We start from the raw sequence: 25,583 nt of genomic DNA on the forward strand, positions 1-25,583 counted from the left end.
TTTCATACCTTCATCTTCTCAGAAAGTCAACCCTTTTCTACAACACAAGTGCATCTTAACTTAAGTTTTTTGGCGAGGAGTAAAAATTCATGGGGCGATATGACTTTGTGCGTGTTTTGAAGGTTGTTCTTTTAGCCTCGGTTCTTTATTCAGCAGGTTGTAATAATGAGAATGGAGGTCCTTCAACCCCTCCGGGGCCTGGAAACGTAATGGGAAAAATTACCGGCACCATCAGTGGCGGGCCCATTGCAGGCTCTACAGTCCGAATTGGAGGGGCAGCAGCAACCACCACTAGTAATGGAGATTATATTATACCCGGAAGTTTTAGTGGAGTGGTAGGAATTAATGTCGATGGTCCTTCACAATATCCTAGACAGGTCACAAAGGATTTATCCCGTAGCCTTGTGGCCAATATCGATGTCATTGAAAAAACCGGTGCCTTTAGTTTACAGTTTTACAGGCAACTGGTTCGCGATGCGGAAGAAAGCCTTTTCTTACGCCCCACCAATCGATGGGAAGGTTCGGAGCCTACCTTCTTTATCGACACCAGCCCTGAAATCGGTACCGGAGCCCCCATCCCTTCAAGCACGGTGGATACTGTAAAAAGTGTCATCCGCCAAAGCATGCCGGTTTTTACCAAGGGATTTATCACAGGCTCTCGAATTACGGTAACCAGTAATCCCCCCGCCGAATTAACTTCAGGAACCATTATTATTAAATTTGACCATACTATTCTCCAAAGAGGTGCCTTTGGGGTTACCCGAACCCAAACCTTCGGAAATCGAATCGATGCAGCGGTAACACGGTTAGTATTAAATCCTAATTTTCCCTTTGACGAGTTAACCTCCCATGAATTAGGCCATGCCGTAGGATTTTTCCATGCATCGGACCGACCTTCTGTCATGGTTGCCGTAGGAAGTTGCGGATGTGGTCTATTTACCCAGGATGATCAGGTACATATGAAAATCAACTACAGCAGACCGGCCGGAAATACCGATATCGATAACGATCCCCCGGACGCCATTACCAAATCCCTGGCTAAACGGGAAGTTATTGAAATTGTGTGCAGGAAATGACTACGGACCCTTGTATTTTTTAATTCCTTAATTCAACACTTTGAATCACCGTGTACTCCGGCCCGGTTGGTTTTAAATCGCTTCGAATAAGATGGATGTGATTGACCTGGAGAACACCAAATTCTGTATTTACCACCGTTTCCACCGTCCTTAACAAATTGCTTTTGTTCTTTTCGGATTTAACCCGCCCGAGGGTAATATGGGGTTTAAACACACCTTCTTCAATGGCAAATCCTAAGCCATGAAGACCCTGCTCCAGTCGGTGTTGAATTTTCTGAAGGGCTTCCTGGACATCCTGAACCCCCACCCAGATGACTCGCGGATATCGAAGGTTTGGAAACGCTCCTACGCGGGCTATGGAAATCTGAAAAGGACCGGTTCCTTGGGTACTTTCCTGCATCACCCGAACGATATCCTCGATCTGGGATTCAGAGGTATCTCCGAGAAACTTAAGGGTCAAGTGAATATTTTCCGGTTCAACCCATTTGACGGATACTCCAGATTCTTTTAAGATATTTTGAACTTCTACGATCTTTTGAAGAACCTCCTCCGAAATTTTTATAGCAATGAAAGACCGGATCATAATTATAAACTGGTCAGGTGTCTACGAATCATATCCAGGCCCATTTGAGAAGCCCTTAATTTAATGGAATTTCGGTCTCCCGAAAAATAAAACCGCTCCGATTTAGTCTCTCTACCCTCGGCTGCCAGAGCAATATAAACCAACCCAACCGGTTTCTCCGGGGTTCCACCTGACGGCCCTGCGATTCCTGTGGTGGCTAATCCCAAAGAGGTCTGGGAGATCCATCGAACTCCTTCCGCCATTGCAATGGCCGCTTCGGCACTCACTGGGCCTTTTTCCCGAATAATCTCCGGAGAAACATCCAGTAAACTCATCTTGGCCTCATTGCTGTAAGAGATAATCCCCCGCTCAAAATAACGAGAGCTTCCTTCTACATTGGTCAATCTATGACAAATAAGACCTCCGGTACAGGATTCGGCCACAGCCAGGGTCTTTCGATTCAGGGCTAAAAGGGATCCGACGACTTCTTCCAAGGTCTGTTCACCGGTTCCATAGAGATAGCTTCCGAGCTTTCTTCTAAGTTTATACTCCAAATCACGCCGAAGGGCCTCTACCTCTTCCGGGGTCTCACCCTTCACTTCCATGGCGATCTCCACTTCCTCTCCATAGGGAATGAGACTGAAGGTGATATTACCCTGACTACGTACAACAGACCGGACCCATTCCTCTAAGGTAGATTCTGCAAGCCCGCAGGTCTTTAAAATCAGGGTGTCCGAGGGGACCTTTTTCAACCCTTGCAGGTCCAATCGGGGTAAAACTTCCTGGGTCCAGATGGCCTTGATTTCTACCGGATCCCCGGGCAAGGCAATCACCACCGCATCACCTTGGTGAAACAGAAATCCAGGAGACATACCGATGGGGTTTTCTAACAATTCGGTCTCAGACAAGATGAGCGCCTGCTTTTCTTCTGAACGTGGCATAACCTCCCCACGCTTTTCAAAGCGCTGTTTGATTTTATCTAAAACTTTATAATCTAAAACCAGCCGTTTATTAAGAACCCGGGATAAGATTTTTTTGGTAATATCATAATGATGGGAGCCTAAACCACCCAGGACAAAAATTAAACCGGAGCGAAGCAAAGCCTGACGCAGTATCTCCTCTAAGTAATCTTCTCGGTTTCCCACAAAAGTGGTATAATCGACCTCAACTCCGGCGTGCAAAAGTTCCCGGGTTACCACGGCGGCTCCTAAATTTTGGGTCTGTCCAGAAGCAAGATCCTGACCAACACTGATAATTTCAACCACTAACTACCGTTTCTTATCCATCGTCCTTTTATCCCTTGTTTGTAAGGTATCCTTTAGCGGGTCAGATAAATCCCTCTAATTATATTACTTACAAGCAATGGACAAAGGACAAAGGATAGTTTTTATTTTAGAAGCAAATGAACTACCTGTAAAACAAGATTTGAATAAATACCGGCTATGGCGTCATCTGCCATCGTTCCGAATCCAGCCAGATTCGGATTTTGATCTATTTTCCGGATACCGAAAGGTTTAAAGATATCAAATAATCTGAAAAGGAAGAACCCTCCCACAACAAACCCGATAGTTTTAGGAAGAAGAAATAAGGTAAGAAGGTAACCCACGATCTCATCTATCACCACGATACCCGGATCTGGCTGGCCTAGTACTTTTTGAATTTCGTTTGCAGCTTTAACCCCAACTAGAAAAAGAAGAAGGGTTATCCCCAGATAGAGAGTCCAGGGAAAGGGCCGGAGGATAAAATAGAGGGGAAGGGTAGCTACTGAAGCCACTGTACCCGGAGCTACAGGGGTATATCCTACATAAAATCCCGTACCGATCATATGGTAGATTTTATAAAACTTTGTAGCGGGTTTTGTGATCATTCTTTACACCAATAAAACCAGATTATCTCGATGAATGACTTCATCTTCACCACGTTCATAACCCAGCCGGGCTTTGATTTCCCCCGATTTGGCTCCTTTGATTTTCATGATTTCCTCTGAAGAATAACTCACCAATCCCCGGGCAATTTCATGACTTTCGAGATCTACGACACTTACCAAATCTCCGGGGACAAAGTTTCCTTCAACTTCTTTGATTCCAGAAGGAAGCAGACTGGCTCCTTGATGGCAAATGGCCGCTTTAGCACCTGAGTCTACCTTGATTCTCCCTTTGGGAAAAAGAGCATGGGCCAGCCAATTCTTCCGATTTCTCCGACGTTGAACCTGACGCTTACCGGGTAGAAAAAGCGTACCGACCTCTTCACCATGCAGAATACGTCGCACCACGTTTTTCTCATGACCATGGGCAATGACGGTATAAATGCCGAAATTCATGGCCATTTTGCAGGCCTGAAGTTTGGTATACATGCCACCCCGACTCCCTTTTGTCATCCTGGCATGCTGCGCTGCCTGTTCCATTTCCGGGGTGATATTCTCGATAACGGGAATAAACTCCAGAGAACCTTGCTGACGGGGATCTTTTGGATCCCCACTATAAACCCCAGGGATATTAGAGAGAAAAATCAACACATCGGCCTCGATCTTGTTTGCGATAAAAGCCGCCAGGGTATCGTTTTCCCCAAACTCAATTCCCTCGGTGGAGATGGTATCATTTTCGTTAACAATGGGAATTACCTGCGGGTTTTTTAACAGGTAATTAAAGGTGTTTAGGATGTTCAAGTACTTCTCCCAGATTCTAAAATCCGATCGTGTAACCATAACCTGGGCCACCCATAATCCGAATTTTTTCAAGATTTCTTGATACTTTTGCATGAGTATAACCTGTCCTACCGCTGCCGCAGCCTGCTTTATCTGGGTATTCTGTACCGAAACCAGAGGATCATAACCCAACTTGAAAACTCCCGTTCGAACAGCGCCAGAAGTTACCATTACGATCTCTTTACCTTCTTTCTTAAGACTACTTAAATCCTCGGCCAGGTTATTCAAAAAATCCTCGTACAATTCCCCCTGGTTATCTACCAGGATATTGGTACCCGCCTTGACAACAATTCTCTTTACATGCTCAAAATAGACTTTACGATTCATATCTTGTCCTATCTTGAGGGCAGGGGCGTACGGCCGTACGCCCGTACTTAGGGCCAGCTATCAGGTTCTCATCTCCGGCTTCCGGTCTTTACGCCTCTGACTACTGAGGACACAGTCCGGGTTTTGTCCATGGAATTGGAGGTCGGTCTCTCCCCTTCGACTTTTACTCTCGCAGCTGCCCACTTCCGTAGATGATATATTTTGTAGAAGTTAATTCCTTGAGTCCAACCGGTCCACGGGCGTGTAATTTCTGGGTGCTGATTCCGATTTCTGCTCCCAAGCCAAATTGATTTCCATCGGTAAATCGGGTGGAAGCATTCACATATACCGCAGCAGCATCTACTTCCCAGAGAAACCTTCTGGCTTTGGTGTAATTCTCTGTGACAATGGCCTCTGAAAGCATCGAGCCATGTTTTGTAATATGCTCGATGGCTTCATCGATGCCGGTAACTACTTTAATAGACAGGATGAGATCCAGGTATTCTGTATCCCAATCTGCTTCCGTAGCCGGTTTAATATCCGGGACTATGGCCCGGGTCTGCTCACATCCTCGAATTTCAACCCCTGCTTGTTTATATCTTTGGATCATGGCCGGGAGAAACTTTTCGGCGATATCTTGATGGACGAGTAAAGTTTCCATGGCATTACAAACTCCCGGTCGTTGAACCTTGGCATTATAAGCGATTTCTTCAGCCATTTTTAAGTCCGCGTCGTTGTCCACATATACATGGCACAATCCCTTATCATGCTTGATAACGGGAATGGTCGAGTTCTCGGTTACGGTCCGGATCAGTTCCTCCCCTCCGCGGGGAATAATCACATCAATGTATTTATCTAACTTGAGCATTTCGTAGACGGCCTGACGATCCGTAGTTTTAACCATTTGAATGGCATATTCTGGAACCCCTGCCCTTTGTGCAGATTCGGTCAAAATACCGGCGAGGTACATATTGGAGTGAATGGCTTCAGAGCCCCCTCGCAAAATAACGGCATTTCCGGCCTTGAGACAGAGTCCGGCCGTATCTACGGTGACATTGGGTCGTGACTCATAAATAATACCGATCACGCCCAGAGGGACTCGAACTTTACCGATTTCCAGACCGTTGGGTCGACGCCACATTTCGACTACCTCTCCTACAGGATCCGGCAACAGGGCGACTTCTCGAAGTCCATCGGCCATCGCTTTTATACGTCTGTCGTTGAGGAGGAGCCGGTCAATCATAGCCGACGAGAGCCCTTTACTCCGGGCATAGGCCAGATCTTTTTCATTTTCTTGTTTGATTCGCTGCTTTTGAGCTTCGATTTCATCGGCCATGGAGTGGAGGGCGTTGTTCTTGATTGTTGTGGATAAGTTGGCCAGTTTTTTAGCTGCTTGTCTGGCTTGCCGGGCAAGCCGAATCATCTCCTCTTTTATATCCATTTTAAAACTCATGGGGTTAGAAATAGCCTTCAGGTTCTAAGCCCTAGGGCTACTTTTTCAAAAGTAGAAATCCCAAATCTCGGTAGGAACATACTCCCAGGTTCGCCCGGGAGATGGATACCCATCGCTTGAAAGTACATAACAATAACCCGTCTTGTCAAGGAAAAACTATCCGGGGGACCAACCTGAGAGATTTAAAAATTTTCAGGCGCTTTTCCTCTTGCTCCCCGGGAAAAAAAGATGTATACTTGCTCCTCAAGGAAAAAAGATGTATAAATGTAAAAGCAATTTTGTGGAATATCGGTACTAACCGATCTGCTTGGTCAGCGACTATAATTATGGTTATTTGATACAACATGCTCATCTTAATTACAAATGATGACGGGATTTATGCCAAAGGCATTCTGGCCCTATACCAGGAATTACAGAACCTGGGAGAGGTGATCGTGGTAGCTCCGGAGCGAGAACGGAGCGCTGTCGGTCATGCTATAACTATTTCCGATCCTCTTCGGGTCTGGCAGGTGGAACGGGGTGGGAAATTTTTTGGATATGCGGTAAACGGGACTCCTGCGGATTGCGTTAAGCTGGCGGTTAATGCTTTATTGGAAGTAAAACCGGATATCCTCATCTCGGGAATTAATCATGGCCCTAACACGGGTACTAATGTCATCTACTCGGGAACGGTTTCTGCCGCTACGGAGGGAACTATTCTGGGAATCCCATCCATTGCCGTATCCCTAGATGCTTCCCATGCGGAAAACCCAGATTTCAGCTATGCAGCTAAATTTACCCATAAACTTGCTGTAAAAGTTATGGAGGAAGGGCTTCCCAAGGGGACAACCCTCAATGTAAACATTCCTTACCTCCCGGAAGATCAGATCAAAGGCGTTGCCATCACCCGTCAGGGAAGTTTGAAATTTACCGATACCTTTCAAATGCGGACCGATCCGCGTAATCGTCTCTACTATTGGTTAACCGGCGAGAAAATCGAGGTAGAACCCAACGGAGAAGAGGAGGAAATCGACCACCTGGTTCTAAGACAACATAAAATTTCCATTACTCCCCTTCAATATGACTTAACCGATTATAAATTGTTGGAAGAGCTCAAAAAGTGGGATTTTGATTTATAATTGCCTTTTATTTTTTGACTTAGACCGTAAAACTTATGGAAACCTTTGAGGTTTTTATCAAGCGGCTTACCACCAGGCTTCAAGGAGTAAAATTTTCCTCTTCGAATTTATCCGGAAAACCTGCAGCCGTCCTGATCCCCTTCTATGAGAAGGAAAGGGAGCCTCACTTACTCCTGACCAAGCGAACTCAGACGCTTCCCCATCATAAAGGACAGGTCTGTTTTCCAGGGGGTTCTCAAAAGGACGGGGAACCTCTTCAACTCACAGCCCTGCGGGAGACCTATGAAGAACTCCGGATCTCTCCTGAACAGGTCGAAATTCTAGGACAGTTAGAGTCGATTCAAACTCGAAATAGCGGTTTTCTGGTAACTCCCGTTGTAGGGGTCCTGTGGAGGTTTCCCGGTGTATATCCCAATCCCTTCGAAGTAGAGGAAGTTCTTTCGGTCCCCTGGTCCTTCCTGGCCAACCCTCTTCATCTCCGAGAACAAAGGGTGGAAGCTTCCGGCTCTACCCTATGGGTCCCTGCTTATACCTATCAAACCCATATCATCTGGGGCCTTACGGTCCAAATTATCAAACAGTTAATAAAGCTTTTAACCTGACCCATCAACCCGAGTGGTCGGTATCCGGCATACTGTGAAGATGGCTAAATTCAGGGAAAATACCAGGAAAATCCCTTGACATAACCCCATTTCACTGGTAGGTTTTTTTTCATCTTACGAGTTTAAATTCTTTAAAAAAGGAGGATAATATCATTATGACATTAACATTATCAGCTATTTTAAACGACCTGGGGACCAACCTCATCGAGTTTTTAAAAAGTGCCGACCCCAATATGATTCTGCTCCTGCTACTGATTAGCGGTGTTCTGTTTCTGGGTTTATTGATTCTGAGTTTTGTTTTGGCTTTTAAAATTGGAAGCCGGATAGGGAAAAAATCCAAGGAGCGGGAATTGGAAGCCAAATTGGAGGCCAGTTCCAAAGAGTTTGATTCCAAACTTCAAGAGACGATGAACGAGATCAGTATCTTCAAGAAAGCCCTCTCCGAATTTTTCGATAACAAGGCAGGGGATATTTATAAAGAGAATCAAGAACTCAAGCACAAAGTAGATATTCTGGAGAGAAATCTTAAAAGATTTCAAGAAAAAGTGGGGAGTAGTCTGGGTCTGATGGGATTTGGGAGTGGCAAGAAAGCCCAGTTATTGGCCGACCTCATGTTGGAAAATCAACTCCTTGAGGAGAGGCTTTATCAGCTTAATCAGCAAATCAAAGAGGAACGGGACAAAATGCTAGAACGGGATCTTCAGAACATCAGTTACAAGAAGGTTATGTTCTCGAAGTTCCTGGAAAGTGAAGAAGCTCGGGAGCAGTTTAAGCGCTTCCTACAAGACGAGAAAAACCTGGAGGCAGCTCGCCGACCGGTCCAAGAACTACCGGGTAAAACGGAGTAAAGCAGGGATAGTAGCCGATGGGCAAAAACCTTGGGATAAGTGGGCAGCAGGCGGTGGACAGCCGGTAGAAGATACCGGATAAAGGATCCACCACCCCCTGCCTACTCTCTTTTTACCATGCTAGTCTTTGCCACCTATTTTGACTACTTTAGTGGAGAAAAGCAAGGATTTGGGCAGTGGATTCTTCCGGCAAATTATCTGGGTCTGGGCAATCCAGAAAGGAATGCAAGACCGATACCCGGGGCGGAACCCTGGAAGCGTAATATCTGGGTGGGGACTCCAGGAGATTATCCTTTTATTGGGCCTTACAACAGCCTAGACCCTGAAGTCATGCGCTGGCATATCCGGTGTGCAAAGGCGGCAGGCATCGATGGATTTTTACTTTATGTTTTGGAATGGGAGGAACGAAAGCCCCAGGGGAACCCTCAAATCGGACAGTTATTGGATCTTGCAGCCCAGGAGGGAAATTTCCACATAGGATTCATCGATCACTACACCAGTTGGGGAACCGTTCTCTTCGAACCCACGAAATTCTTGAAAAAAACCCGGGTTGTAAAAAAACTCCCGTCAGGAATCGAAGAACCCATCCTATCCTTTAAAACAGAGGGTTCCCTCTTATTTCGAAAATCCCTTCAAAAAGACCCGGCTCGACGTTCTGATACCCGATCCTCTCAGGATAATCTTAATAAATCTATCGGTCTGGGAAAAGATCGGATTGCCGAAATGCTTAACCGATACAAAGCCCATCCCGCCTATCTGCGGATTAATGGAAAGCCGGTTATTGGTATTCCTTTCATCGATGAGAATATTACGGCTCCCCAGTTCGAGGATTTGATTCAAGGCATCAAAACCCGACTCCATCCCCCTGAAGATCTTTATGTCATAGCCATCGTCGTCCAAATTTATAATTTTGTCGATCTCAACCATTTCCCCAATACCTACCTGAGTCTTAAACCGAACCGACCCTGGGCCGAAATTGGAGTTGACTGTTATACAAGCTGGACCCCCAATGGGATGGTAGAAGCTTCCTATGCCACTAAACTGATTACTTATAAAAATTATGTGGCCGATGCTAAAAAATTTAGAAAAGATACCATGGCTCCTATGATGCCGGGTTTTAATGATGATGACTGGCGGCCTGGTTCGAATCCTGCCAAAACTTTGGATAGGGCCGGGGGTGAAAATTGGCGACAGCAGATCAAAGCGGCAATCCAGGCCAGGTCAGATTTTATCTTAATCCAGGCCTGGAATGAATGGCATGAGGGTTCTCAAATCGAACCCTCGGTCAGTTATTACGATATCTACCACAACCCCTATGCCTATTTATACCTGCGAATACTCGCCGAGGAGCTGGGTAGAACCTGGGAGACTCCTCCTACGCCACCTCTAGAGAGCGTAGATTCCTTGATGCGCCCCTTCCTTCAAGTTGTTCAACCTAAACCTCAACCTCCACCTTCGCCCCAACCTCCTTCTCCACCTTCACCGGGTCTCTTTGAATTTTCCGCTGTAAGCCTTCCCCATCAGATAGGTCGGGCAGAACTCGATGGCTGGTCTGCAATCGTTGGTCAGGATAATCCCAAGAAGTATCTCTGCTATGGACCCTATACTGCCGGAATACCGGCCGGTATCCACCGGGCCCTTTTCAGTTTAATGATCGATAATAACCGGGCCGGCAACAGCGTGGTGGTAACCCTGGATGTTCGGGATGCAACAACCCGGAAAATCCTTGGAAAAAAGGATGTTCGACGAAGAGATTTCCGTGCCCCTTTCCAATATCAAGACTTTGAGGTCCCGTTTCGAAACTCAGCAGGCCATCAACTCGAATTCCGAACTTTATGGCATGGAAGTGCCTGGATTAAGCAGAGTAAAGTTACCATACTCTGAAAATACTTGAGAGTAGCCGGATTTCGTAGGGTATCGAGAGGGTTTACCCAGGAAGAGACACGAAGAAAAGGGAAGGGGAAGTAGTGGAGAAATTATTTTATACCGGCACCTCCTTACTTCCATACCCTCTCCAGCCCTTCGTAAGTTACTATTTAAAAACCGTAAAAAATATGGCCAACTATCCGGAGAAATAATATTTTCAATGTTCCCCGGGATCCCTCAATTCACGAAGGACGTATCCCAATATGATAGGCCGAGTAAGGGTCCCCATTACGAATGCAGTGGGTTCGGATAACCTCGGTATCTAAAAGCTTCGATAAAAAACGAAAAACCATGTTACAGACATAGGGATACTTTATTGCAATTCGGTGGGAAGGACAGTTGTATTCCCGCAGGATGTAGCCGTCGGCATTTTTCTCGAGCTCCGGAAGGAATCCCTGCTCGTCCAGAATCTTGACCATCTCCCGAATACGCCCCTGCAAATCTTTCCCTTTCATTCGGTCCTGGTGATTTGCAATCCAGGTCTGGCCGATCTGTTCAAAAACCCGATCAATTCCTTCCTCCCCATACAGAGCTTTCACGGCGTCAATCAAGGAATCGGCAAGGATATGATAAGATTTTGGGAAAATATCATGGGCCTCTTCCGTCAAAGCATAAACGAACCGGGGCCGGCCGATCTCCTGTCTTAATTCTTTAAACTCAACCAATCCATCATTAAGAAGTCCGGCCATATGCTGACGGACGGCAGTCGGACCTATTCCCAATACCTTACAGAGCTCATCTACCGTCATCCCGCCTCGTTTTTGTAAGTGGGTTAGAATTTTATATCGTGTGGTGGTTTTCTTCATGAACGTTTCTCTTTCCTATAAAATAAAAAGCTGCTTTGACGACTCGTTTTTCCTCCAGAAAGAAAAATCTTCTCTTTCATTAACGATAGGAAATTCCCCCGAAATAGTCAAAGAATTTCTTGAAAAATTTAAAAAATCCCCATCTGTTGAAGGCTTCAATTACAACTTTCTAGATATTTAATCTATTTTTTCTGTTTAAACAAAAAAAATAGATTGACATTTTATGATCTCGACTATATGGTTAAAAGTAGGTTAAAACCTGCTCCCAAAAAGCTTTGGGAAGGTGTAAAAGTCCGGTCACTGAATCTAACTTTACCGATTTCCCAACAGGAGAAGATTAAAAGTCACTGCTTCTTTTCAGAAGCAGGTACTTTTAATCCAGAATTATTCTATGGAAGGGTATAAGAAATGGAGTTTTATAGCCACAGTTATCTTTTTAAGCATGATCATTATAAACAGCTCGGGGACGGCTGCAGAACAGTCCTCTGTTAAGATTGTCTCACCTAAAGAGGGGGAAACGGTTCAGGGACCCAAGGTTAAAGCAGTTATCAAGACGGAAAATTTCAAGTTATGTGAAGAGTGTATTGGAAAGACGAGCAAACCGGGTGAAGGACATGCTCACTTTTTCCTGGACGGTAAGCTGCAGGTTCACGGGGGGGATAGCTTTGAATTTGAGGGAGTTAAACCAGGACCCCATACTCTGCTGGTAGAAATCCGAAATAACGATCATTCAGAACTCGGGCGTAAACCCACCGATCCCCCTTACATAGACGTGGTACATTTTAATGTGAAATAGTCCATCGGGGAAGGCAGAAGAGTTCTCGAAAAGTGTTGCACAAAGGAAAGGAAGGTGTATTTTTATTCTAAAAGTGGTAGCCGGTTCAAATTTTATTTGCGAGAAGTTGTCAAGTTTTGCTGGATAGAAGGCGCCAGGCTGCAGGAAGCTATCCCGAACCCGGGGGTAGCCTGCAGCCCGGTTTTAGAATGAGGGAATGGTAAGATGGAAGTTCGGACGACCCGGGACATGTGGAACCGACAGTCCACCCAGCGACTCCTCTGGTTGGCAGTTCTCATCACGGTGTTGGGGGTCTTCCATCATCTGGATCATATAGTTCGGGGCAATCATATCGGCTGGCCGATCACCAGCCGGGTAACTTCCTTCACACTGAGTCTGCTAATCTATGCATGGCTTCTTCCGGGACTTTATTTCACGACGCGTGGAAAGGTAGGTTCGGGTTACTGGGTTGGTACGGCTATTCCCTTGTTACTGTTAGTGGTGTTTGTACATTTTAATCCCTCACCGAAGGGTGAGTCCTGGCGGGATATTTACTTACCTTACGCTAATCCGGCGGCTTATTGTGGGAAACAGTTATCGATAAACCCTCCCGTAGAAGGGGCAAGCTGGTTATGTAACTCCCAACCGGCACCATCCAGACCCTGGCTGGGTGTGCTTGCGGTGGCAAATACCCTGGGATTGGTGGTTGCGGTGGCCGGATTACTGGTAACCGCTGTCTTCAGTTAGGAGGAGCTGTTCAAGCTTTTCTTAAGAAAAGCCAGGTCTTCTTCTAATCGTTCATCGATATCCCGGTAAGACTCTTCCCTTTGAGAAAGATCTTCCCCTACATAACCCTGGGTTCGCAGGGGCACTTTATAGAAATTCTCAAGGGAGATATAGCCGTTATAGCCGATTTTTTTCAATACCTGCATGATCTTCGACCAGTTCACCTGTCCACGGTCCATGGCCGTAAATTTCCACTGCCAGGAGCCATTTTCGAAGACCCAGGAAGTATTTTTAGCATGGACATAATCCAGATAGGGTCCTATGAGTTCCAATCCCATCTGGGGAGCCTCCCAACCTTCGATGATAAGATTGGCCGGGTCGTAATTGATTCCGATATGGGAGGGATCAAAATTTTGTACCAGACGGTAAGCCAGGCTTGCACTGGGGGCAATGGTATTAAAGTGGGTTTCGATGAGAGGTTTTACCCGATACTGTGAGGTAACTTCGATGACTTTTCCTAACCTATCTACCGTACGTCGGTAAAGATCGTGATAATTTTGGGTCCCATCATACAGGACGGCACCCGGTCTGTAACGGGGGCATCCCATGATGGCGCAGGCCTGGGCAATTTGTTCCTGAGTCGAAATATCTTCTAAGGGGGCAAAACCCATCAGGCAAGAGACTTCCAATCCATGATCCTCCACCAATTTTTTTATGTCTCCGGCCTTTTTAAGGACCTCTGAAGGGTGGATGTGATATGCCTCGTGAAGTCGCCATTCAACCCCATCGTATCCATGCTGACTTAACTTCTTAACCACCTGTTCAACGGTCAATTCCGGTAAAACCGAGGTCTGAACACTAAATTTTATACTCATAGTCCGGTAAAGTGCAAACTAATATCCTTTTTCTGATATCGTTTATTAAGCCAAACCAGAAGAGCCGGTAATCGCTCGATGGTCCTACCTGTACGCAAAGGACCGCAGTCCAGGGCCCTGAATCCGATTAACTCGGCCAGTTGGATAACGGTTTCTTTGGCCTGGGAATGATCGCTAAAAACCAATACATCGCTATCCGGTTTCTGATCCAGTTTTTTTAAACTCGCCGAAGAAATGGTATGAAAAGCTCCTACAACCGGCGTTTTTGAACCCAGAAAGGCCTGGGTTTCTTCGGCCACAGATCCTATTTCCGGCATTTTTACCTGGGTTGGGTCATCGGGATCTAAAGGTACCGTAACTTCCACAACGATTTTTCCCTGGACACTTTCCCGAATAGCCGGTAGAATCAGTTCATGACCTTGATAGGGAATGGAAAGGAGTACCAAATCCCCTTCCCGGGCTGCCAGAGCGTTAGAGGTTCCCATAGCCAGGGCCTGACCTAACTGGGTGTTAATTTTCTCGGCTGCAGCCTGGGCTTTCTCCTCGCTTCGGGACCCTATCAGGATCGACTTACCTGCCTTTGCCCAACGAAGGGCTAATCCGAAACCTTCTCGTCCGGTCCCACCAATAACGGCAATTTTCTTTATTTCGTCCATAACCTCCTTAATTTCCACAGGGTTTAAGAAACCTCCTCTTTCCCCTGGCTTAATTCCGGGAGAATCTTCTGAAGGACCCCTCGAGCCTTGGGATTGGATTCTTTCTTAAATAAGTCTATCAGTTCTTTGATCCCTTCATCCATATCTGGAACCAACTGCAAGTAAATTCTTAAACTACGAAGGGCTTTATCGGAATTGTCTTGTCCTGCGTAGATATACCCCAGGTTTTTCCAGGCCTTAGCCTGATCGGGAGCCAATCCGATCAGCTTTATGGTATAGGTTTCGGCCTGCTGGTAATCTCCTTTGGCCAGATAAGCCTGAATAAGATTGGTGAGGAGGTCTGGGGATTTAGGATCCCATTGAACCGCTTGAGTTAACTCCTCGATAGCTTCAGGGACTCGGTTTTGCTTGAGTAAAGACACCCCCTTTTCGTTATGACGGGCGGCCTGAAGGGGGTTAATACCCTGATCCGGAATTTGTTGCAGGACAATTTGCTCGGCCTTACGAATCAGGTTTATTCGATCTTGAATCACATCGGTGGCCCCTTTTATATCTTCTGCATAACCGAGAATCTGGGAGATATAATAGGGAATCAATTCCTTCTCAAAATAGGCGGTATATTCTGCATTGGCGGTCTCATAACGGGTACCGTTCCACTTATAAATATCCGTCCATCCGGCCCACTCGGAATGAGGTCCTGCAGTTCCCCCCACAGAATCTACCAAAAGTTGAAAAATCCCATTGGAATCAAAATCCCGTAGCCGAATCCACTGGTTAAAGACCTGGGAATTTAAATTCTTTCCATCATGCCAGAAAACCTCTGAAGCGTCTCTATAGCTACTGGCCCCTGAAGAACTCTGGAGGATAAAATCTAAACGTCCGTCCCCATTAAGATCTCGAATATCCCTGACTTCATAGTAATCCCCTGTAATCTCGGCCACTTTCAGCGGCTTGTAATGGGAACCTACTTTTTTTAAAATCGTAGGACGATAGGAACTTCCAAAGGTCAGATTAGGTAAAATAAGGAGTTCGTCTGTATCTATCTTAAAAATTCGAACCGCCTCTTGGGGTTTTACTGGATGACCCTCTAAGTCCTTCATCTGGGTGATGGAAACAAAACCCCCCTGGGAAGGATCTTTGAAATTATCCTGCCAGATAACCAAAGTGTTGGTTTTTATAAGATGTCGCAGTTTTGCCGATGTCAGTTCGTATCCTTCCCCTTCGTTAAGGGGATAGTCGGTTAGATTTATGGGCTTATCGAAGGAGTTTTTAACAGGTAAGGGGGGATTATTCGGAGTAGTTTGTCGAAATAATGGACGCAGAAGTTCATTCTGTTCTTTTTGGATGTAAAAGGTCTTCCATCCGGTAGTGAAGAACAGGCATAGGAAAATAACTCCGGTCCACACTTTACGAAGGTTTTCAGGCGACATAACTGCCACCTTTTTTTTCTGAATCGGTGAGAATTCGAAAATTTTAGCCTTTTACTATTAAGATAGAGCGAAGGGGCCAAGATAGCAAGGAAAGAATTTACCTGTTGGGTGGAGGTGAGAAATAAGATCATGAAAAAATATCCTGGATTAGGGAGAGTTAGCTCTATAAAGCGTTAAGTGACCTATTTTTCCTTCCTCGTGGTAATTTTTCATCAGAAAAGTTTTTAATTCTGAAAATTCTTCCAACAAGGTTTTCGAATCCTCCGATCTTCCTGTGGTCCATAACATTCCATCTTTCTCTGCCACGAGGATATATCGAGGTCGAGAACGGGTTAAATCGTGTAAGAGTTCCTCTCGCCAGGAGGCCTTTCCCCAAGAGACGACCAGAGGAACATTAAAAGTATAACGAGTGGGGGTGGCCCGATCCGCCAGAAAATAAATCAAAGGCTCAGATCCCCAGATATAAATGGTATCTTCTGGATTTGTCCTTTGCTGCAAATAATCCACCACGGCCAATGTTGTCCTCAAAGAGGTGTCTCCCTGAAGAAAATCCAGGCGCGCATAATAATCCTCTAGGGATAAGGTTCCTTTGAAAAGATCTATAAAAGTTCTAGCCATCTGTTGATAGGAATTCAAAGTCGGAAGAATCAGGATGAAGAGCGCCGCAAGGGCAAAGATCCTTTGCTCATTTTTAAAGTAAAATCCCCGAAGACAAAAACCTTGAAAGATTTCGGTGAGTCCCAGGGCAGACAAAATCGAAAAAGGGGCCAACAGACCCATCCACTGGTAGTAATAAAATTTAGCCTGAATCACAACCCCCAGCAAGCTGGCGAAGAACCAGATCCTGACCAGGTGATTCTCTGAAGTCTTGTATTTGAAGCAATAAACCAGCCCGGCCGCTGCCAGGACACTAAAAAAGGCTTTGTAATACACGTACCGACTCAGTTGAACCAGGATGGTGGACAGGAAGGCTCTGAAACCTTCGTGAAGAGCGAGTCTGGTGTAACCGGTATTAAAAACCCATTGAGTTTCCACAAGAGGATAGAGAGCCCCTCTTTGAAAGAGATAAAGAGCGATCAAAAGAAGTCCCAGGATAAAACCCAACATCAGGAATCCGGCATTTAGCCAGGATTGAAATTTATCCCAATGATTTGAAGGGGAGGCAACCCTTGAAGGCTTTGATTTCAGTAAGTAGAGAGCAAACCCTAATACAACCAGCAAAGACGGGTATTTGATGATGAAGGCGAGACTGCAAAAGAACCCGGCGAGGAACAGGAGGGTCTTTTTTCTACGGCCCTGTCCCACGTAGCACAGATAAGCAGCGGCTATCAAAGGTAAATTTAAGAATCCATCCACATGAGCTATATTGAAATAATTGTTCTGAACAAAATACGATAGGCTATACAACCCACCGGCCCAAAAAGCGACGGACGTATGGTAGAGGGTTTTGACCAGTTCAAATAAGAGGAGCACGGCAACCAGGTGATAGAGTATATCCAGGGCTCGAACAGCTTCCATAGATTTCCCAAAGAGTAGAAAGGCGAGGGCATAAAGATATGCAACTCCTGGAGGTTTTTGATCCCAGCTATCCCGGTGAGGAACCTGTCCTTTGAGAATGATACTCCCGCTATAGGCCAGGTTACCCTGATCGCGTCCCAGGGGATAATAAAAGGTAGGTACTCCCAGGCAGAGTACCAGAAAGATCAAAATCATTATAGCGGGAAGGGATCGGCGTTTCATATCAGGTCAAGCGTAGCAATCTTTAAAAAGAGGGTCAACAAAAATTGAAGGAAGGTCAAGGGTCTTTTTCCTTGACAGGGTTTCGGGTTATCCCTAAATTGGTATTGTGGGGAAGTTTGGATTTAAAGACCTTAACTCAAAGGGGAGGTTAACGGGGATATGCCGCATTTTATAAATCAGGATTGTGTGGGTTGTACGGTATGTGAGAGGGTTTGTCCTGTAGATGCCATCTCTGGGGTACGAAAAGAGGTTTTCTATATTGATCCGGATATCTGTATCGACTGTCATGCCTGTGCCTGGTTTTGTCCTGTCTCGGCCATAGAAGGTGCGGATGGAGAGGTTATTTTAGGAATCAAGAAGAAGAAAGATATTCCCAAAGCCATTGTAATTCCTTCCGATTGTACGGGATGCGAATACTGTATTGATGTCTGTCCCTTCGATTGTATTGATCTGGTTCAATCTCCAGACAATAACTTTAACAAAATCGTTGCGGTGAATGAGAAGACCTGTGTAGGATGTAGCCTGTGCGAGGATATCTGTATCAAAGGGGCCATTTATGTACCGGATCCAGAAGAGATGAACATTGAACGAATAGCCGTAGGATCCAAGATGGTCGGTAAGGGTGAAGATTAGAAAGTTTTCGATCCCATCCCATAAGGAGATTCATCCGAGAGCCCATCTGGGTCTAGTTTATTTGCCTACTATCTGAATCGGTTGTTATGCCTGTATCCCATTTATTTATCGTTCCGGCAGTTGTAGCTGTAAGCCTTTTAATCGGTTTTTTTCTGGGATGGTCTCTACGAGGACGGGTAGAGCGCAGCGAAGAGGATTAAGGGAAAGGAAGTTCCAGGGATGTTAATTGCCAAGATCTTGCAGATTTTAGGAATGGTGGAATTGGGACACGCTCTTTACATTGGAGTTTCTCAGGATAATGCCATGAACAAGGAAATGCTTTTGTTGGGCATAGGTGTTATTCTTTTTATCCTGGGGCGATTCTTAGAAAAGAAGTTACCGGAGTGAGATCAAAGTATTATAGTCCGACTCGATGATCTTCACGTGAAATATTTTCTCGAATTGTTGAAGGATGAGATCTTCTACCTGTTCTAGATTTATCTCTTTTTGAAGTAACCGTGCGATGGAGGTAACCCCTTTATGGGGAATTCCACAAGGAATTATCTGATTAAAATAAGAAAGATCGGTATTCACATTTAAAGCAAAGCCGTGGCTGGTGATCCAACCGTTACTAATCCGAATGCCGATAGCTGCCACCTTTTCTTCTCCTACCCAGACTCCCGTTAGGCCCTTTATCCTTCCGGCTACAATTCCCAGGGTGGATAAGGTTTGTATCAAAACCTCTTCCAGCGAGCGTAAATATTTATGGGCGTCCCGCCCAAAATTCTTCAGATCCAAAATAGGATATCCTACAATTTGGCCAGGACCGTGATACGTAATATCCCCACCTCGCCGGGTACGATAAAATTCGATTCCCATTTCCCTTAACTTTTCTTCGCTTACCAACAAATTTGCCGGATTTCCGCCTTCTCCAAGGGTATAAACCGGAGGATGTTGGAGTAAAAGAAGAACCTCTGGAATATGCCCGGTTCGTCGTAATTGTACCAGGTTCTCTTGGATGGCCAGGGCCTCTTTATATTTTACCTGGCCCATTTTTAACGCATAACATTCCATGGTATTCTGACAGATAGTTTTTTCGTGCTAATGGGCTTTGCACCGAAAATTAGCCGATTAAATCTGTCATCGGCGCAGGTAAAAGCCTTTGGTAAACAAACTTTGCCTCCAACTGTTATTTTCCCCTTGAGTTAAGGGGCTAAAACAAGGATAGTTTCCTATCAGCCAATGTACTACCAAAGTTATTATAGCACAATATGTCCCTATGCTTTTACGTAAAGAACATTATCCGAATGTAGTTCGTTAGACCAAAGGTTAGTAGGTCGCCAAAGCCTTTCACAAGATTAGAAAGATTATCTAACCAATATAACCTTGAAGGATCTACAAAGTTAACCGGATCAGTGATCCCATACCCCTACAGATTCGTATCCCCTCCTGCACACCCAAAGGGCTGAAATCCAGGTTGGTTATCAAAGATCACCTGCCCAAACTCATCATAATTTATCCGCTGGATAATTGCCCCTGTCGCTACCTCCCCCACACCTCACCCTCCCCCTCTCCTGGAGCTTCAGGAGAGGGAGAAGGAGGGGGTGAGGTGGGACCAGGGATTATGATGGGGAAGTAGGGAGGTGGACGGCGAAGGATCCGACAAGGTTTGCCAATGGAAACACAAGTCTGTGTAGATCTGTGCTGAATAATTCGGTGAATGGAATAGATTCAAATGGGGGTTGTTTAAAATTCAGGAAACTAAATATCGGGCACGGATCATAACTTTTCGGGTGGAATCTTTATCTTCAATCTGTACCACAACCCTGATTTTCTTCTCAACCTTAAGAAATCGAGCTCCCTGTACCGTACCTGTGGACAGAATCTCTACCTGCCCGGCTGAATCTAAAGGCTTTAAGATGACAGAGAAAGTTCCATTTCCCAGTAAAGTTTCGGTTTCTCCTTGATAATTTGATTCAGATTTTGACAGTTCGTGCAAGGCCTTTTCAACTCCCGCCTCAGCTAAATTAAAGGCTACATCATTGAGGTAGCTTCGAGTGGTAAGGAAATATTCGGAACTTCCACGATTTAAGGAAACACCTATCAGGATAAACAGCGAGGAAAAAACCGCCGTAATTAAAATCAAGGCTACACCCCGTTCACTTTTTAAAACCCTCCACCCTTGCATGGTCATTGAACTCCGGCGCGATAAGCTGAATCGATATGTAAACTTCGTGTGATCCCATACAGTTTCTTTTCCAAATCTAACTCGATTTTTACAACTGTTTGGGAAGGATTTAAAGTAAACTTTAAACTTCTCACATCCTGAGAAATTAAATCGATACCACTCTGAGAAGGAGAAGCTATCCGACGAACTTTTCCCAGAATCCCAAGGTTTTTCTCATCAGGTGGATCATAGAGATAAAGGATAGAGGCTTCTTTTCCCGGATCTCCTTCGGGTGGGCCGGGTAAGTTTAAAACCAGGACCTCTTCGGAGTTTTGAAATCCACCGCGCTGGATCGAAATTTTATAGGCACTTCGAATATCTTTACCTAGTTGGCTTAAAAACATTTGGGCCTCATGTAAAAGATCCAGATCCAGGTCGGCCCGATTAATGTTTTCATATGTGTTGGAAAAGACCGTCAGAGCCACGATAATAAAGATCGATAAAATAAGTATGGCAACACTGACTTCAGGTAACGTAAATCCTTTTGGAGACCGATCGGATAACCCTCTGATTTTTGAATAAAAGAGTTCTATAAAATCCCTAAACCTCATCGATGGGCCCTCAGGGTCGAAAGGGATACACTTTGCATCGTACCTGCCGACCCACGCCAGGAGATAGTCACCACAATCTTTTTCAACTCCGAGGTATTAAAATCACTGACTTCGACCTCTCCCTGACCCTCCGGGAGATCTGGAATAGAAGACAGAGAATAACTCTTTAGCTGATTAAAGGGAATATCTTTAGATGTTTCCATGATCGTATTGGCTTTTGCATGGGCCTTGGTGAGATTTTTAGTATCCTGAATGAGGCGTTGTTCTTGAGAAATGGAGACGGTAAAGATAACCACCAGAATACCAAGAACGGCTAAGGCAACAAGGGATTCTAAGAGAATATAGCCCTGAATCGATTTTCGCATGTTAAATCCCCCTGTAAAAGTCAAAAAGGTCGGTAAATCATCTCTCTAAATCCTGCGCTATGGTTAACCTATTCTTCCTCCTTGTCAAGGAAAAAAGATTTCTTTCTTACACAAATTTGAGTCCCGAAACTCAGGAATCAGATTCTCAAAGCCTCTTTAAAGGGCAACCTCTTCCATATAAGCTACCTGGTTCAGATTAATGACAGTCTTAGTCAACGGCTGAGAAGTTGCGGCCTGAACCATGACAAAGGGTGAGGCCTGACCGGCTTCTAAAATTTGTTGAATACTCTCTTTGACACTGAGAGATATCAAACCGGACTTTTGCTCTACTCGACCTTCCATAGAACCTGAGGTAACCGTCTGAGGAATCACGAAATAAATTTTCGTCATCCTTCCCTCTCCCTCCTCAAAACGCCAATGGCGTCAGGGTGTACCAAAAATTCCTTCTTTCTAATTGACAAAACTGGAAAGTTATTATGAAATGTCATAATAATTTAGTGGATTAGCCTTGTCAAGTTGAAACCACTTCAATTGAAAATCGTCAATTATACCTTGACGATTTTCAATTGTTCACCCCAATGAACTGATGAAACATACGTGGGTTCTTTGTATTTTTCTTGCTCTGCTTTTCTTAGGAGGGGAAGTTTCAGCGAAAAATTTTGAACAGATTGCTTTAGAACAAAGACCCGGCATCGTGGCGGTTATTTCCCTAAACCAGGAAACTGCTTCCTTAGGAACCGGATTTGTGGTCAACCCCAGGGGGTATGTTTTGACCAATTATCACGTGATCCAACAAGGAGACCTGATTGGAGTTAAATTCTATAATGGAGAGGTCTATGACGCTCGACCCGTCGCTTTTGATGAAGATAAAGACATAGCGGTCTTAAAAATTGATGGGGTCGGCTTTCCTACGGTACTTCTTGGAAATTCCAGCGAATTGAAAAAAGGCGAAGCGGTCATTGCCATAGGAAATCCCCTGGGTTGGGAAGGCATTGTTACTCCGGGTCGGATTAAAAGGATCTGCTACGTCCGATCCTCCACGGTATTGTGTGGACGTAAACCCAAGGTCTATGATTACCAGCTCATTGAAACTTCAACGCCCCTCTTACCCGGTAATAGTGGTGGACCTCTGATTAATAGCCGTGGCGAGATTATCGGAATTAATACCCTCCGTTCTAATTATCCCAGTGTAAATTTTGCAGTTCCCATTAATTATGCCAAAAGCCTGCTAAGCAAGTTGGAAAGAGAAATAGAGGGATTAGAAAAACCCATGGCTAAATCGTATCGCCGAAATGACCTGGCATCTACTAAACCGAAAGGGAGTGCGGCCATCCAAAGCATCTGGCTGGAACCGAACATCCTTTTAGATGGGGAATGGGGCCTACGCTTCCACGTAAATTTTCTCATCCGGGGATATGTGGGAGAAGAATGCTCGGTAAAGATCTTTTTCTATTACACAGATGGGCGTAAAGTCCTTAACCAAACCGAAAACTACACAGCTCCAGATAGACAGGCCTTTGTTCAAAAGATCTTTATTCCAGAGTCTGCCGAGACCTCCCTCCAGAGTTTATCATTATTTATCCCTTACTACGCTTTACCCCCGGATCTACCCCTTCAAGGGGAAATTGTCATTCTGGATCCTATGGGAAAAAAGCTCACCAGTAAGATGTCCAGTCCTTTTTATCTTTCAACCTCTTACTTACAAGGATGGATACCCCCTCAGTAAGGGAAGAAGGACTGGGATATTGAGATATAAGGATAACCAGACTACGGAGTGATGGAACACACAAAGGTCTGATGAATAAAAATAGAAAATCTGGAGGAACTGAAATCAGATTCGATAAGAAAAAACTGTCAGGGGTATAAGAGGTGTGAAATTTTAAGAATTCCTACATAGACCTGTTTTAAAGCCGTTCACTACAATACTCATAGAATTTACAACTCTGGCAGCGGCTTCGGCTTGAATGATTCCTTCGGGCCGGGGTTTTTCGTAAAAGAATGGCCCGCATTTCTTCCAGTACGGTACCCAGAGCAGGAATTAAAGTCGGATCGTACGAAACTTCAGTTTGCCCATCCCTGAATCGCAAAATACCTTGATAAGGCCGGAGTCCAAATTCTCTTTCAACAAGTAGAAAGTAAGCGGCCAGTTGCATTCGATGGGAAAGGTACAGCTCTCCAGGTTTCGTTCCTCGCTTATCTTCAATAACAAGAGCCTGGGAACGGTTCCGATAAACCCAATCGGGTTTACCGCAGAGAATAACCCCCTTAATGAAAGCCTTAAGTAACCTCCCTTCGCCTTGAGCATCGGTATAAATCAGCTTCCAGCCTTTAGGAATACTTAATTCCCTGGAAAGTCTTCTTTTTTTCAAAAGGAGATAGGGAAGAAAGAGGAAAAAATTGAAGAAAATAAACAGACCTAACCCTAGATTGAGATTCATAGCCCCCTCCAGAGTAGAAAGGTCAGAAGGATAAATCCAACCCCTATAGAAATCCAGATCAGGTTTTCCAGATAGAAGAGGAATCTTGTTTTCCAGGAAATGCGGCTGTGATGTTGAAGTCCTTTGTTAAGAAGCTCATAGGCTTCCAGAAGGTCGAGTAAATATCGAAGCTCAACCTTTTCTTCTGGAGAAAGAAACTTTTTAGCGCGCAGTTCGTTGATCTTTCTCAGAGCCTCCGCCTGGGAGAGTATCTGACCCTGGCGTTCCCGGTACCAGGCCAAAGGGCAGAAACTGTACTGTCCTACTTCAGATACCGTAATAAAAACAGGATTTTTAAGAAGGGATTCCATATCGGAGAATGAACCATCCGCTTCGTTCTGCGGAATCCGGGTTCCAGATAAAATCGAAGGAAGCAGGCTATACTCCAAACCGACAGACTACTCCCCCATCAGGTGAAATCATATTTTGAATAAAGGCGAAGGAAGCTCTTTGGATTATATTCCGGTAGTTTTATAGAATTTATATCGGTCCTCGCTTCGGACTGTAATTTCGTAGGTGACCCCATTACGTAAGATGGTTAACTCTAGCTTGTCACCTACGGAAGTAGACCATAACTGCTGGAGAAAATCGGCATCACTGGAAATCTCTATACCGTTCAGATGGGTAATAATATCCCCCCGTTGAATTCCGGCTTTATCGCCAGGACCTCCAGCCACAACCCCTGCCACCGCCATTCCCTCGGCAACTAAAACATGGTAAACCCCCAGCCAGGAACGGGAAGGCCGACTGAGAACCCTGCCGAATTTTAGAAGCTCATCTTTAATGCCATGAAAGATATCAATGGGAATAGCCAGATTCATGGCTTGAGGCTCACTGAGTTGAAGAGAAATAATCCCAATACACTCTCCTTGAAAATTAAGGAGAGGACTACCTCCAAACGCAGGATTTGGCGGAACCACCAGAATAGCTTCATCCAACATGTACTCCCAATATCCGACAAAGGGTTGAATAGCAAAAATACGTCCATTGGTTATGACCCGGGTGTTTTCCTCCAGACTACCCATGGTAACAGTTAAGTCTCCGACGTTGGCTTCCTCGGAAGAGCCTAAAGAAATAGGCCATTGACCTACCGGTTCTAGAGCCCGAAGAACTCCAAATCCACTTTCAAGATCAACTCCTAAGAGCTTTGCCGGTACTTGCTGACCATCATCCAGAGTAATTTGAGCCGTATCTGCCTCCAAAATGAGATATCCTACCGTTAAAACATGAATCTCATCGATCAGAACCCCGGTTCCCTGACGAAAAGTCCCTAGAACCCGACTGGAAGGACTTGTCTCTGAAATACTGGCCTGCACACGTACTACAGAGGGTCGAACCTTATCTACAATCTGTAGGATCTGATCCTTAAGACCTACATGACCATTATGCTCATAAGAAAGTTGATAAACAATTTGCGCCATAGTTTCCTTAACTTCACCTACTTCCATTCGTCAGGAAGTTTTCTGCTTTACGAGATTACTATGTCACCAAACTTTAGAGATGTCAATCCTTAATGTAGTAAATAATACGGAAGTTTAGTCCAGGAGAAATATAACATTTTTATCTCTACCTTGTCTCCAGGCTCTATTCCCCTGTTGTTGATTTAAGGTTTAAACAGCCCCTGCAAAACCCCCTGCTTTAAATCCACAACATTAAAGCGCTGCTTCAAATTCCCCTTCCTTATGAGAAGACAGAACCTTTAGACCTGAATTCCCGGAGGAAACCTGAAAATAAGAAAAGGGAGTAAA

29 protein-coding genes are annotated in these 25,583 nt (G+C 45.0%); 10 read left to right on the forward strand and 19 right to left on the reverse strand.

Annotation, left to right across the window (positions count from 1 at the left end; all coding sequences use genetic code 11):
- Positions 1-89: 89 nt before the first annotated feature.
- On the forward strand, positions 90-1,076 hold the full coding sequence (locus VNM22_00185) for a hypothetical protein (GenBank protein ID HWP45551.1): 987 nt from the start codon (positions 90-92) through the stop codon (positions 1,074-1,076).
- A 19-nt stretch (positions 1,077-1,095) separates the two neighbouring features.
- Here VNM22_00185 and thpR read toward each other — a convergent pair whose 3' ends face one another.
- The 5 genes from thpR to VNM22_00210 form a co-directional block, all read right to left on the reverse strand.
- Entirely contained in the window at positions 1,096-1,659 is a 564-nt protein-coding gene (gene thpR, locus VNM22_00190; protein ID HWP45552.1) for an RNA 2',3'-cyclic phosphodiesterase, read from the reverse strand.
- Positions 1,660-1,661: 2 nt separating this feature from the next.
- Complete coding sequence (locus VNM22_00195; GenBank protein HWP45553.1) at positions 1,662-2,903, reverse strand: competence/damage-inducible protein A; 1,242 nt, start codon at positions 2,901-2,903, stop codon at positions 1,662-1,664.
- A 122-nt stretch (positions 2,904-3,025) separates the two neighbouring features.
- On the reverse strand, positions 3,026-3,505 hold the full coding sequence (locus VNM22_00200) for a phosphatidylglycerophosphatase A (GenBank protein ID HWP45554.1): 480 nt from the start codon (positions 3,503-3,505) through the stop codon (positions 3,026-3,028).
- Between the two features lie 3 nt (positions 3,506-3,508).
- A complete protein-coding gene (gene proB, locus VNM22_00205; GenBank protein HWP45555.1) occupies positions 3,509-4,669 on the reverse strand; it encodes a glutamate 5-kinase in 1,161 nt (386 codons plus the stop codon).
- A gap of 163 nt (positions 4,670-4,832) precedes the next feature.
- Positions 4,833-6,089 carry a glutamate-5-semialdehyde dehydrogenase gene (locus VNM22_00210; GenBank protein ID HWP45556.1) on the reverse strand — a complete coding sequence of 419 codons (1,257 nt, stop codon included), beginning with the start codon at positions 6,087-6,089 and terminating at the stop codon, positions 4,833-4,835.
- A gap of 356 nt (positions 6,090-6,445) precedes the next feature.
- On the opposite strand from VNM22_00210, the gene surE reads away from it, so the two are divergent.
- The 4 genes from surE (at position 6,446) to VNM22_00230 (ending at position 10,553) form a co-directional block, all read left to right on the forward strand.
- Entirely contained in the window at positions 6,446-7,219 is a 774-nt protein-coding gene (gene surE, locus VNM22_00215) for a 5'/3'-nucleotidase SurE (GenBank protein ID HWP45557.1), read from the forward strand.
- 35 nt (positions 7,220-7,254) lie between these two features.
- Positions 7,255-7,821: a CoA pyrophosphatase gene (locus VNM22_00220; GenBank protein ID HWP45558.1), complete on the forward strand. Its 567-nt coding sequence runs from the start codon at positions 7,255-7,257 to the stop codon at positions 7,819-7,821.
- A 155-nt stretch (positions 7,822-7,976) separates the two neighbouring features.
- On the forward strand, positions 7,977-8,669 hold the full coding sequence (locus VNM22_00225; GenBank protein ID HWP45559.1) for a hypothetical protein: 693 nt from the start codon (positions 7,977-7,979) through the stop codon (positions 8,667-8,669).
- Positions 8,670-8,708: 39 nt separating this feature from the next.
- A complete protein-coding gene (locus VNM22_00230) occupies positions 8,709-10,553 on the forward strand; it encodes a glycoside hydrolase family 99-like domain-containing protein (protein HWP45560.1) in 1,845 nt (614 codons plus the stop codon).
- Between the two features lie 224 nt (positions 10,554-10,777).
- Here the strand turns inward: VNM22_00230 and VNM22_00235 are convergent, their stop codons facing one another.
- Entirely contained in the window at positions 10,778-11,401 is a 624-nt protein-coding gene (locus VNM22_00235; protein HWP45561.1) for a winged helix-turn-helix transcriptional regulator, read from the reverse strand.
- Positions 11,402-11,792: 391 nt separating this feature from the next.
- On the opposite strand from VNM22_00235, the gene VNM22_00240 reads away from it, so the two are divergent.
- Both VNM22_00240 and VNM22_00245 read left to right on the forward strand, forming a co-directional pair.
- Entirely contained in the window at positions 11,793-12,197 is a 405-nt protein-coding gene (locus VNM22_00240; GenBank protein HWP45562.1) for a hypothetical protein, read from the forward strand.
- Between the two features lie 204 nt (positions 12,198-12,401).
- The gene (locus VNM22_00245; protein HWP45563.1) at positions 12,402-12,923 is read left to right on the forward strand and encodes a hypothetical protein; all 522 of its coding nucleotides are present in this window, start codon (positions 12,402-12,404) and stop codon (positions 12,921-12,923) included.
- Here VNM22_00245 and VNM22_00250 read toward each other — a convergent pair.
- The 4 genes from VNM22_00250 to VNM22_00265 form a co-directional block, all read right to left on the reverse strand.
- Positions 12,920-13,777 carry a sugar phosphate isomerase/epimerase family protein gene (locus VNM22_00250; protein HWP45564.1) on the reverse strand — a complete coding sequence of 286 codons (858 nt, stop codon included), beginning with the start codon at positions 13,775-13,777 and terminating at the stop codon, positions 12,920-12,922. The two genes, VNM22_00245 and VNM22_00250, sit on opposite strands and share 4 nt — an antisense overlap.
- Positions 13,774-14,433 (reverse strand): NADPH-dependent F420 reductase, encoded by a 660-nt coding sequence (npdG, locus tag VNM22_00255; GenBank protein HWP45565.1) that lies wholly within the window; start codon positions 14,431-14,433, stop codon positions 13,774-13,776. Before npdG ends, VNM22_00250 begins: the two co-directional genes overlap by 4 nt.
- Positions 14,434-14,456: 23 nt before the next feature.
- The gene (locus VNM22_00260; protein HWP45566.1) at positions 14,457-15,863 is read right to left on the reverse strand and encodes a tetratricopeptide repeat protein; all 1,407 of its coding nucleotides are present in this window, start codon (positions 15,861-15,863) and stop codon (positions 14,457-14,459) included.
- Between the two features lie 147 nt (positions 15,864-16,010).
- Complete coding sequence (locus tag VNM22_00265; GenBank protein HWP45567.1) at positions 16,011-17,603, reverse strand: glycosyltransferase family 39 protein; 1,593 nt, start codon at positions 17,601-17,603, stop codon at positions 16,011-16,013.
- 159 nt (positions 17,604-17,762) lie between these two features.
- On the opposite strand from VNM22_00265, the gene VNM22_00270 reads away from it, so the two are divergent.
- Entirely contained in the window at positions 17,763-18,236 is a 474-nt protein-coding gene (locus tag VNM22_00270) for a 4Fe-4S binding protein (protein HWP45568.1), read from the forward strand.
- Positions 18,237-18,455: 219 nt separating this feature from the next.
- The gene (locus tag VNM22_00275; protein ID HWP45569.1) at positions 18,456-18,623 is read left to right on the forward strand and encodes a hypothetical protein; all 168 of its coding nucleotides are present in this window, start codon (positions 18,456-18,458) and stop codon (positions 18,621-18,623) included.
- Here VNM22_00275 and lipB read toward each other — a convergent pair.
- The 6 genes from lipB to VNM22_00305 form a co-directional block, all read right to left on the reverse strand.
- Positions 18,612-19,304 carry a lipoyl(octanoyl) transferase LipB gene (gene lipB / locus VNM22_00280; GenBank protein HWP45570.1) on the reverse strand — a complete coding sequence of 231 codons (693 nt, stop codon included), beginning with the start codon at positions 19,302-19,304 and terminating at the stop codon, positions 18,612-18,614. The two genes, VNM22_00275 and lipB, sit on opposite strands and share 12 nt — an antisense overlap.
- A gap of 340 nt (positions 19,305-19,644) precedes the next feature.
- Positions 19,645-19,770 carry a hypothetical protein gene (locus tag VNM22_00285; protein HWP45571.1) on the reverse strand — a complete coding sequence of 42 codons (126 nt, stop codon included), beginning with the start codon at positions 19,768-19,770 and terminating at the stop codon, positions 19,645-19,647.
- A gap of 198 nt (positions 19,771-19,968) precedes the next feature.
- Complete coding sequence (locus VNM22_00290; GenBank protein ID HWP45572.1) at positions 19,969-20,403, reverse strand: hypothetical protein; 435 nt, start codon at positions 20,401-20,403, stop codon at positions 19,969-19,971.
- 2 nt (positions 20,404-20,405) lie between these two features.
- Positions 20,406-20,993 (reverse strand): prepilin-type N-terminal cleavage/methylation domain-containing protein, encoded by a 588-nt coding sequence (locus VNM22_00295; GenBank protein ID HWP45573.1) that lies wholly within the window; start codon positions 20,991-20,993, stop codon positions 20,406-20,408.
- Positions 20,990-21,358, reverse strand: a complete 369-nt coding sequence (locus VNM22_00300) for a type II secretion system protein (GenBank protein HWP45574.1) — start codon at positions 21,356-21,358, stop codon at positions 20,990-20,992. The genes VNM22_00295 and VNM22_00300 overlap by 4 nt, the downstream gene beginning before the upstream one ends.
- 156 nt (positions 21,359-21,514) lie before the next feature.
- On the reverse strand, positions 21,515-21,748 hold the full coding sequence (locus VNM22_00305) for a hypothetical protein (GenBank protein HWP45575.1): 234 nt from the start codon (positions 21,746-21,748) through the stop codon (positions 21,515-21,517).
- 196 nt (positions 21,749-21,944) lie between these two features.
- Between VNM22_00305 and VNM22_00310 the strand changes: the two genes are divergently transcribed.
- Complete coding sequence (locus VNM22_00310; protein ID HWP45576.1) at positions 21,945-23,084, forward strand: trypsin-like peptidase domain-containing protein; 1,140 nt, start codon at positions 21,945-21,947, stop codon at positions 23,082-23,084.
- A 178-nt stretch (positions 23,085-23,262) separates the two neighbouring features.
- Here the strand turns inward: VNM22_00310 and VNM22_00315 are convergent, their stop codons facing one another.
- The 3 genes from VNM22_00315 to VNM22_00325 all read right to left on the reverse strand — a co-directional run bounded on the left by VNM22_00315 (position 23,263) and on the right by VNM22_00325 (position 25,283).
- Complete coding sequence (locus tag VNM22_00315) at positions 23,263-23,796, reverse strand: Dna2/Cas4 domain-containing protein (protein HWP45577.1); 534 nt, start codon at positions 23,794-23,796, stop codon at positions 23,263-23,265.
- Positions 23,793-24,224: a hypothetical protein gene (locus tag VNM22_00320; protein ID HWP45578.1), complete on the reverse strand. Its 432-nt coding sequence runs from the start codon at positions 24,222-24,224 to the stop codon at positions 23,793-23,795. Before VNM22_00320 ends, VNM22_00315 begins: the two co-directional genes overlap by 4 nt.
- Positions 24,225-24,290: 66 nt before the next feature.
- Positions 24,291-25,283, reverse strand: coding sequence for a S1C family serine protease (locus VNM22_00325; protein HWP45579.1), 993 nt, complete (start codon positions 25,281-25,283; stop codon positions 24,291-24,293).
- Positions 25,284-25,583 lie beyond the last annotated feature (300 nt).

The organism is Candidatus Limnocylindrales bacterium (assembly GCA_035559535.1).
Lineage (GTDB): Bacteria > Moduliflexota > Moduliflexia > Moduliflexales > JAUQPW01 > JAUQPW01.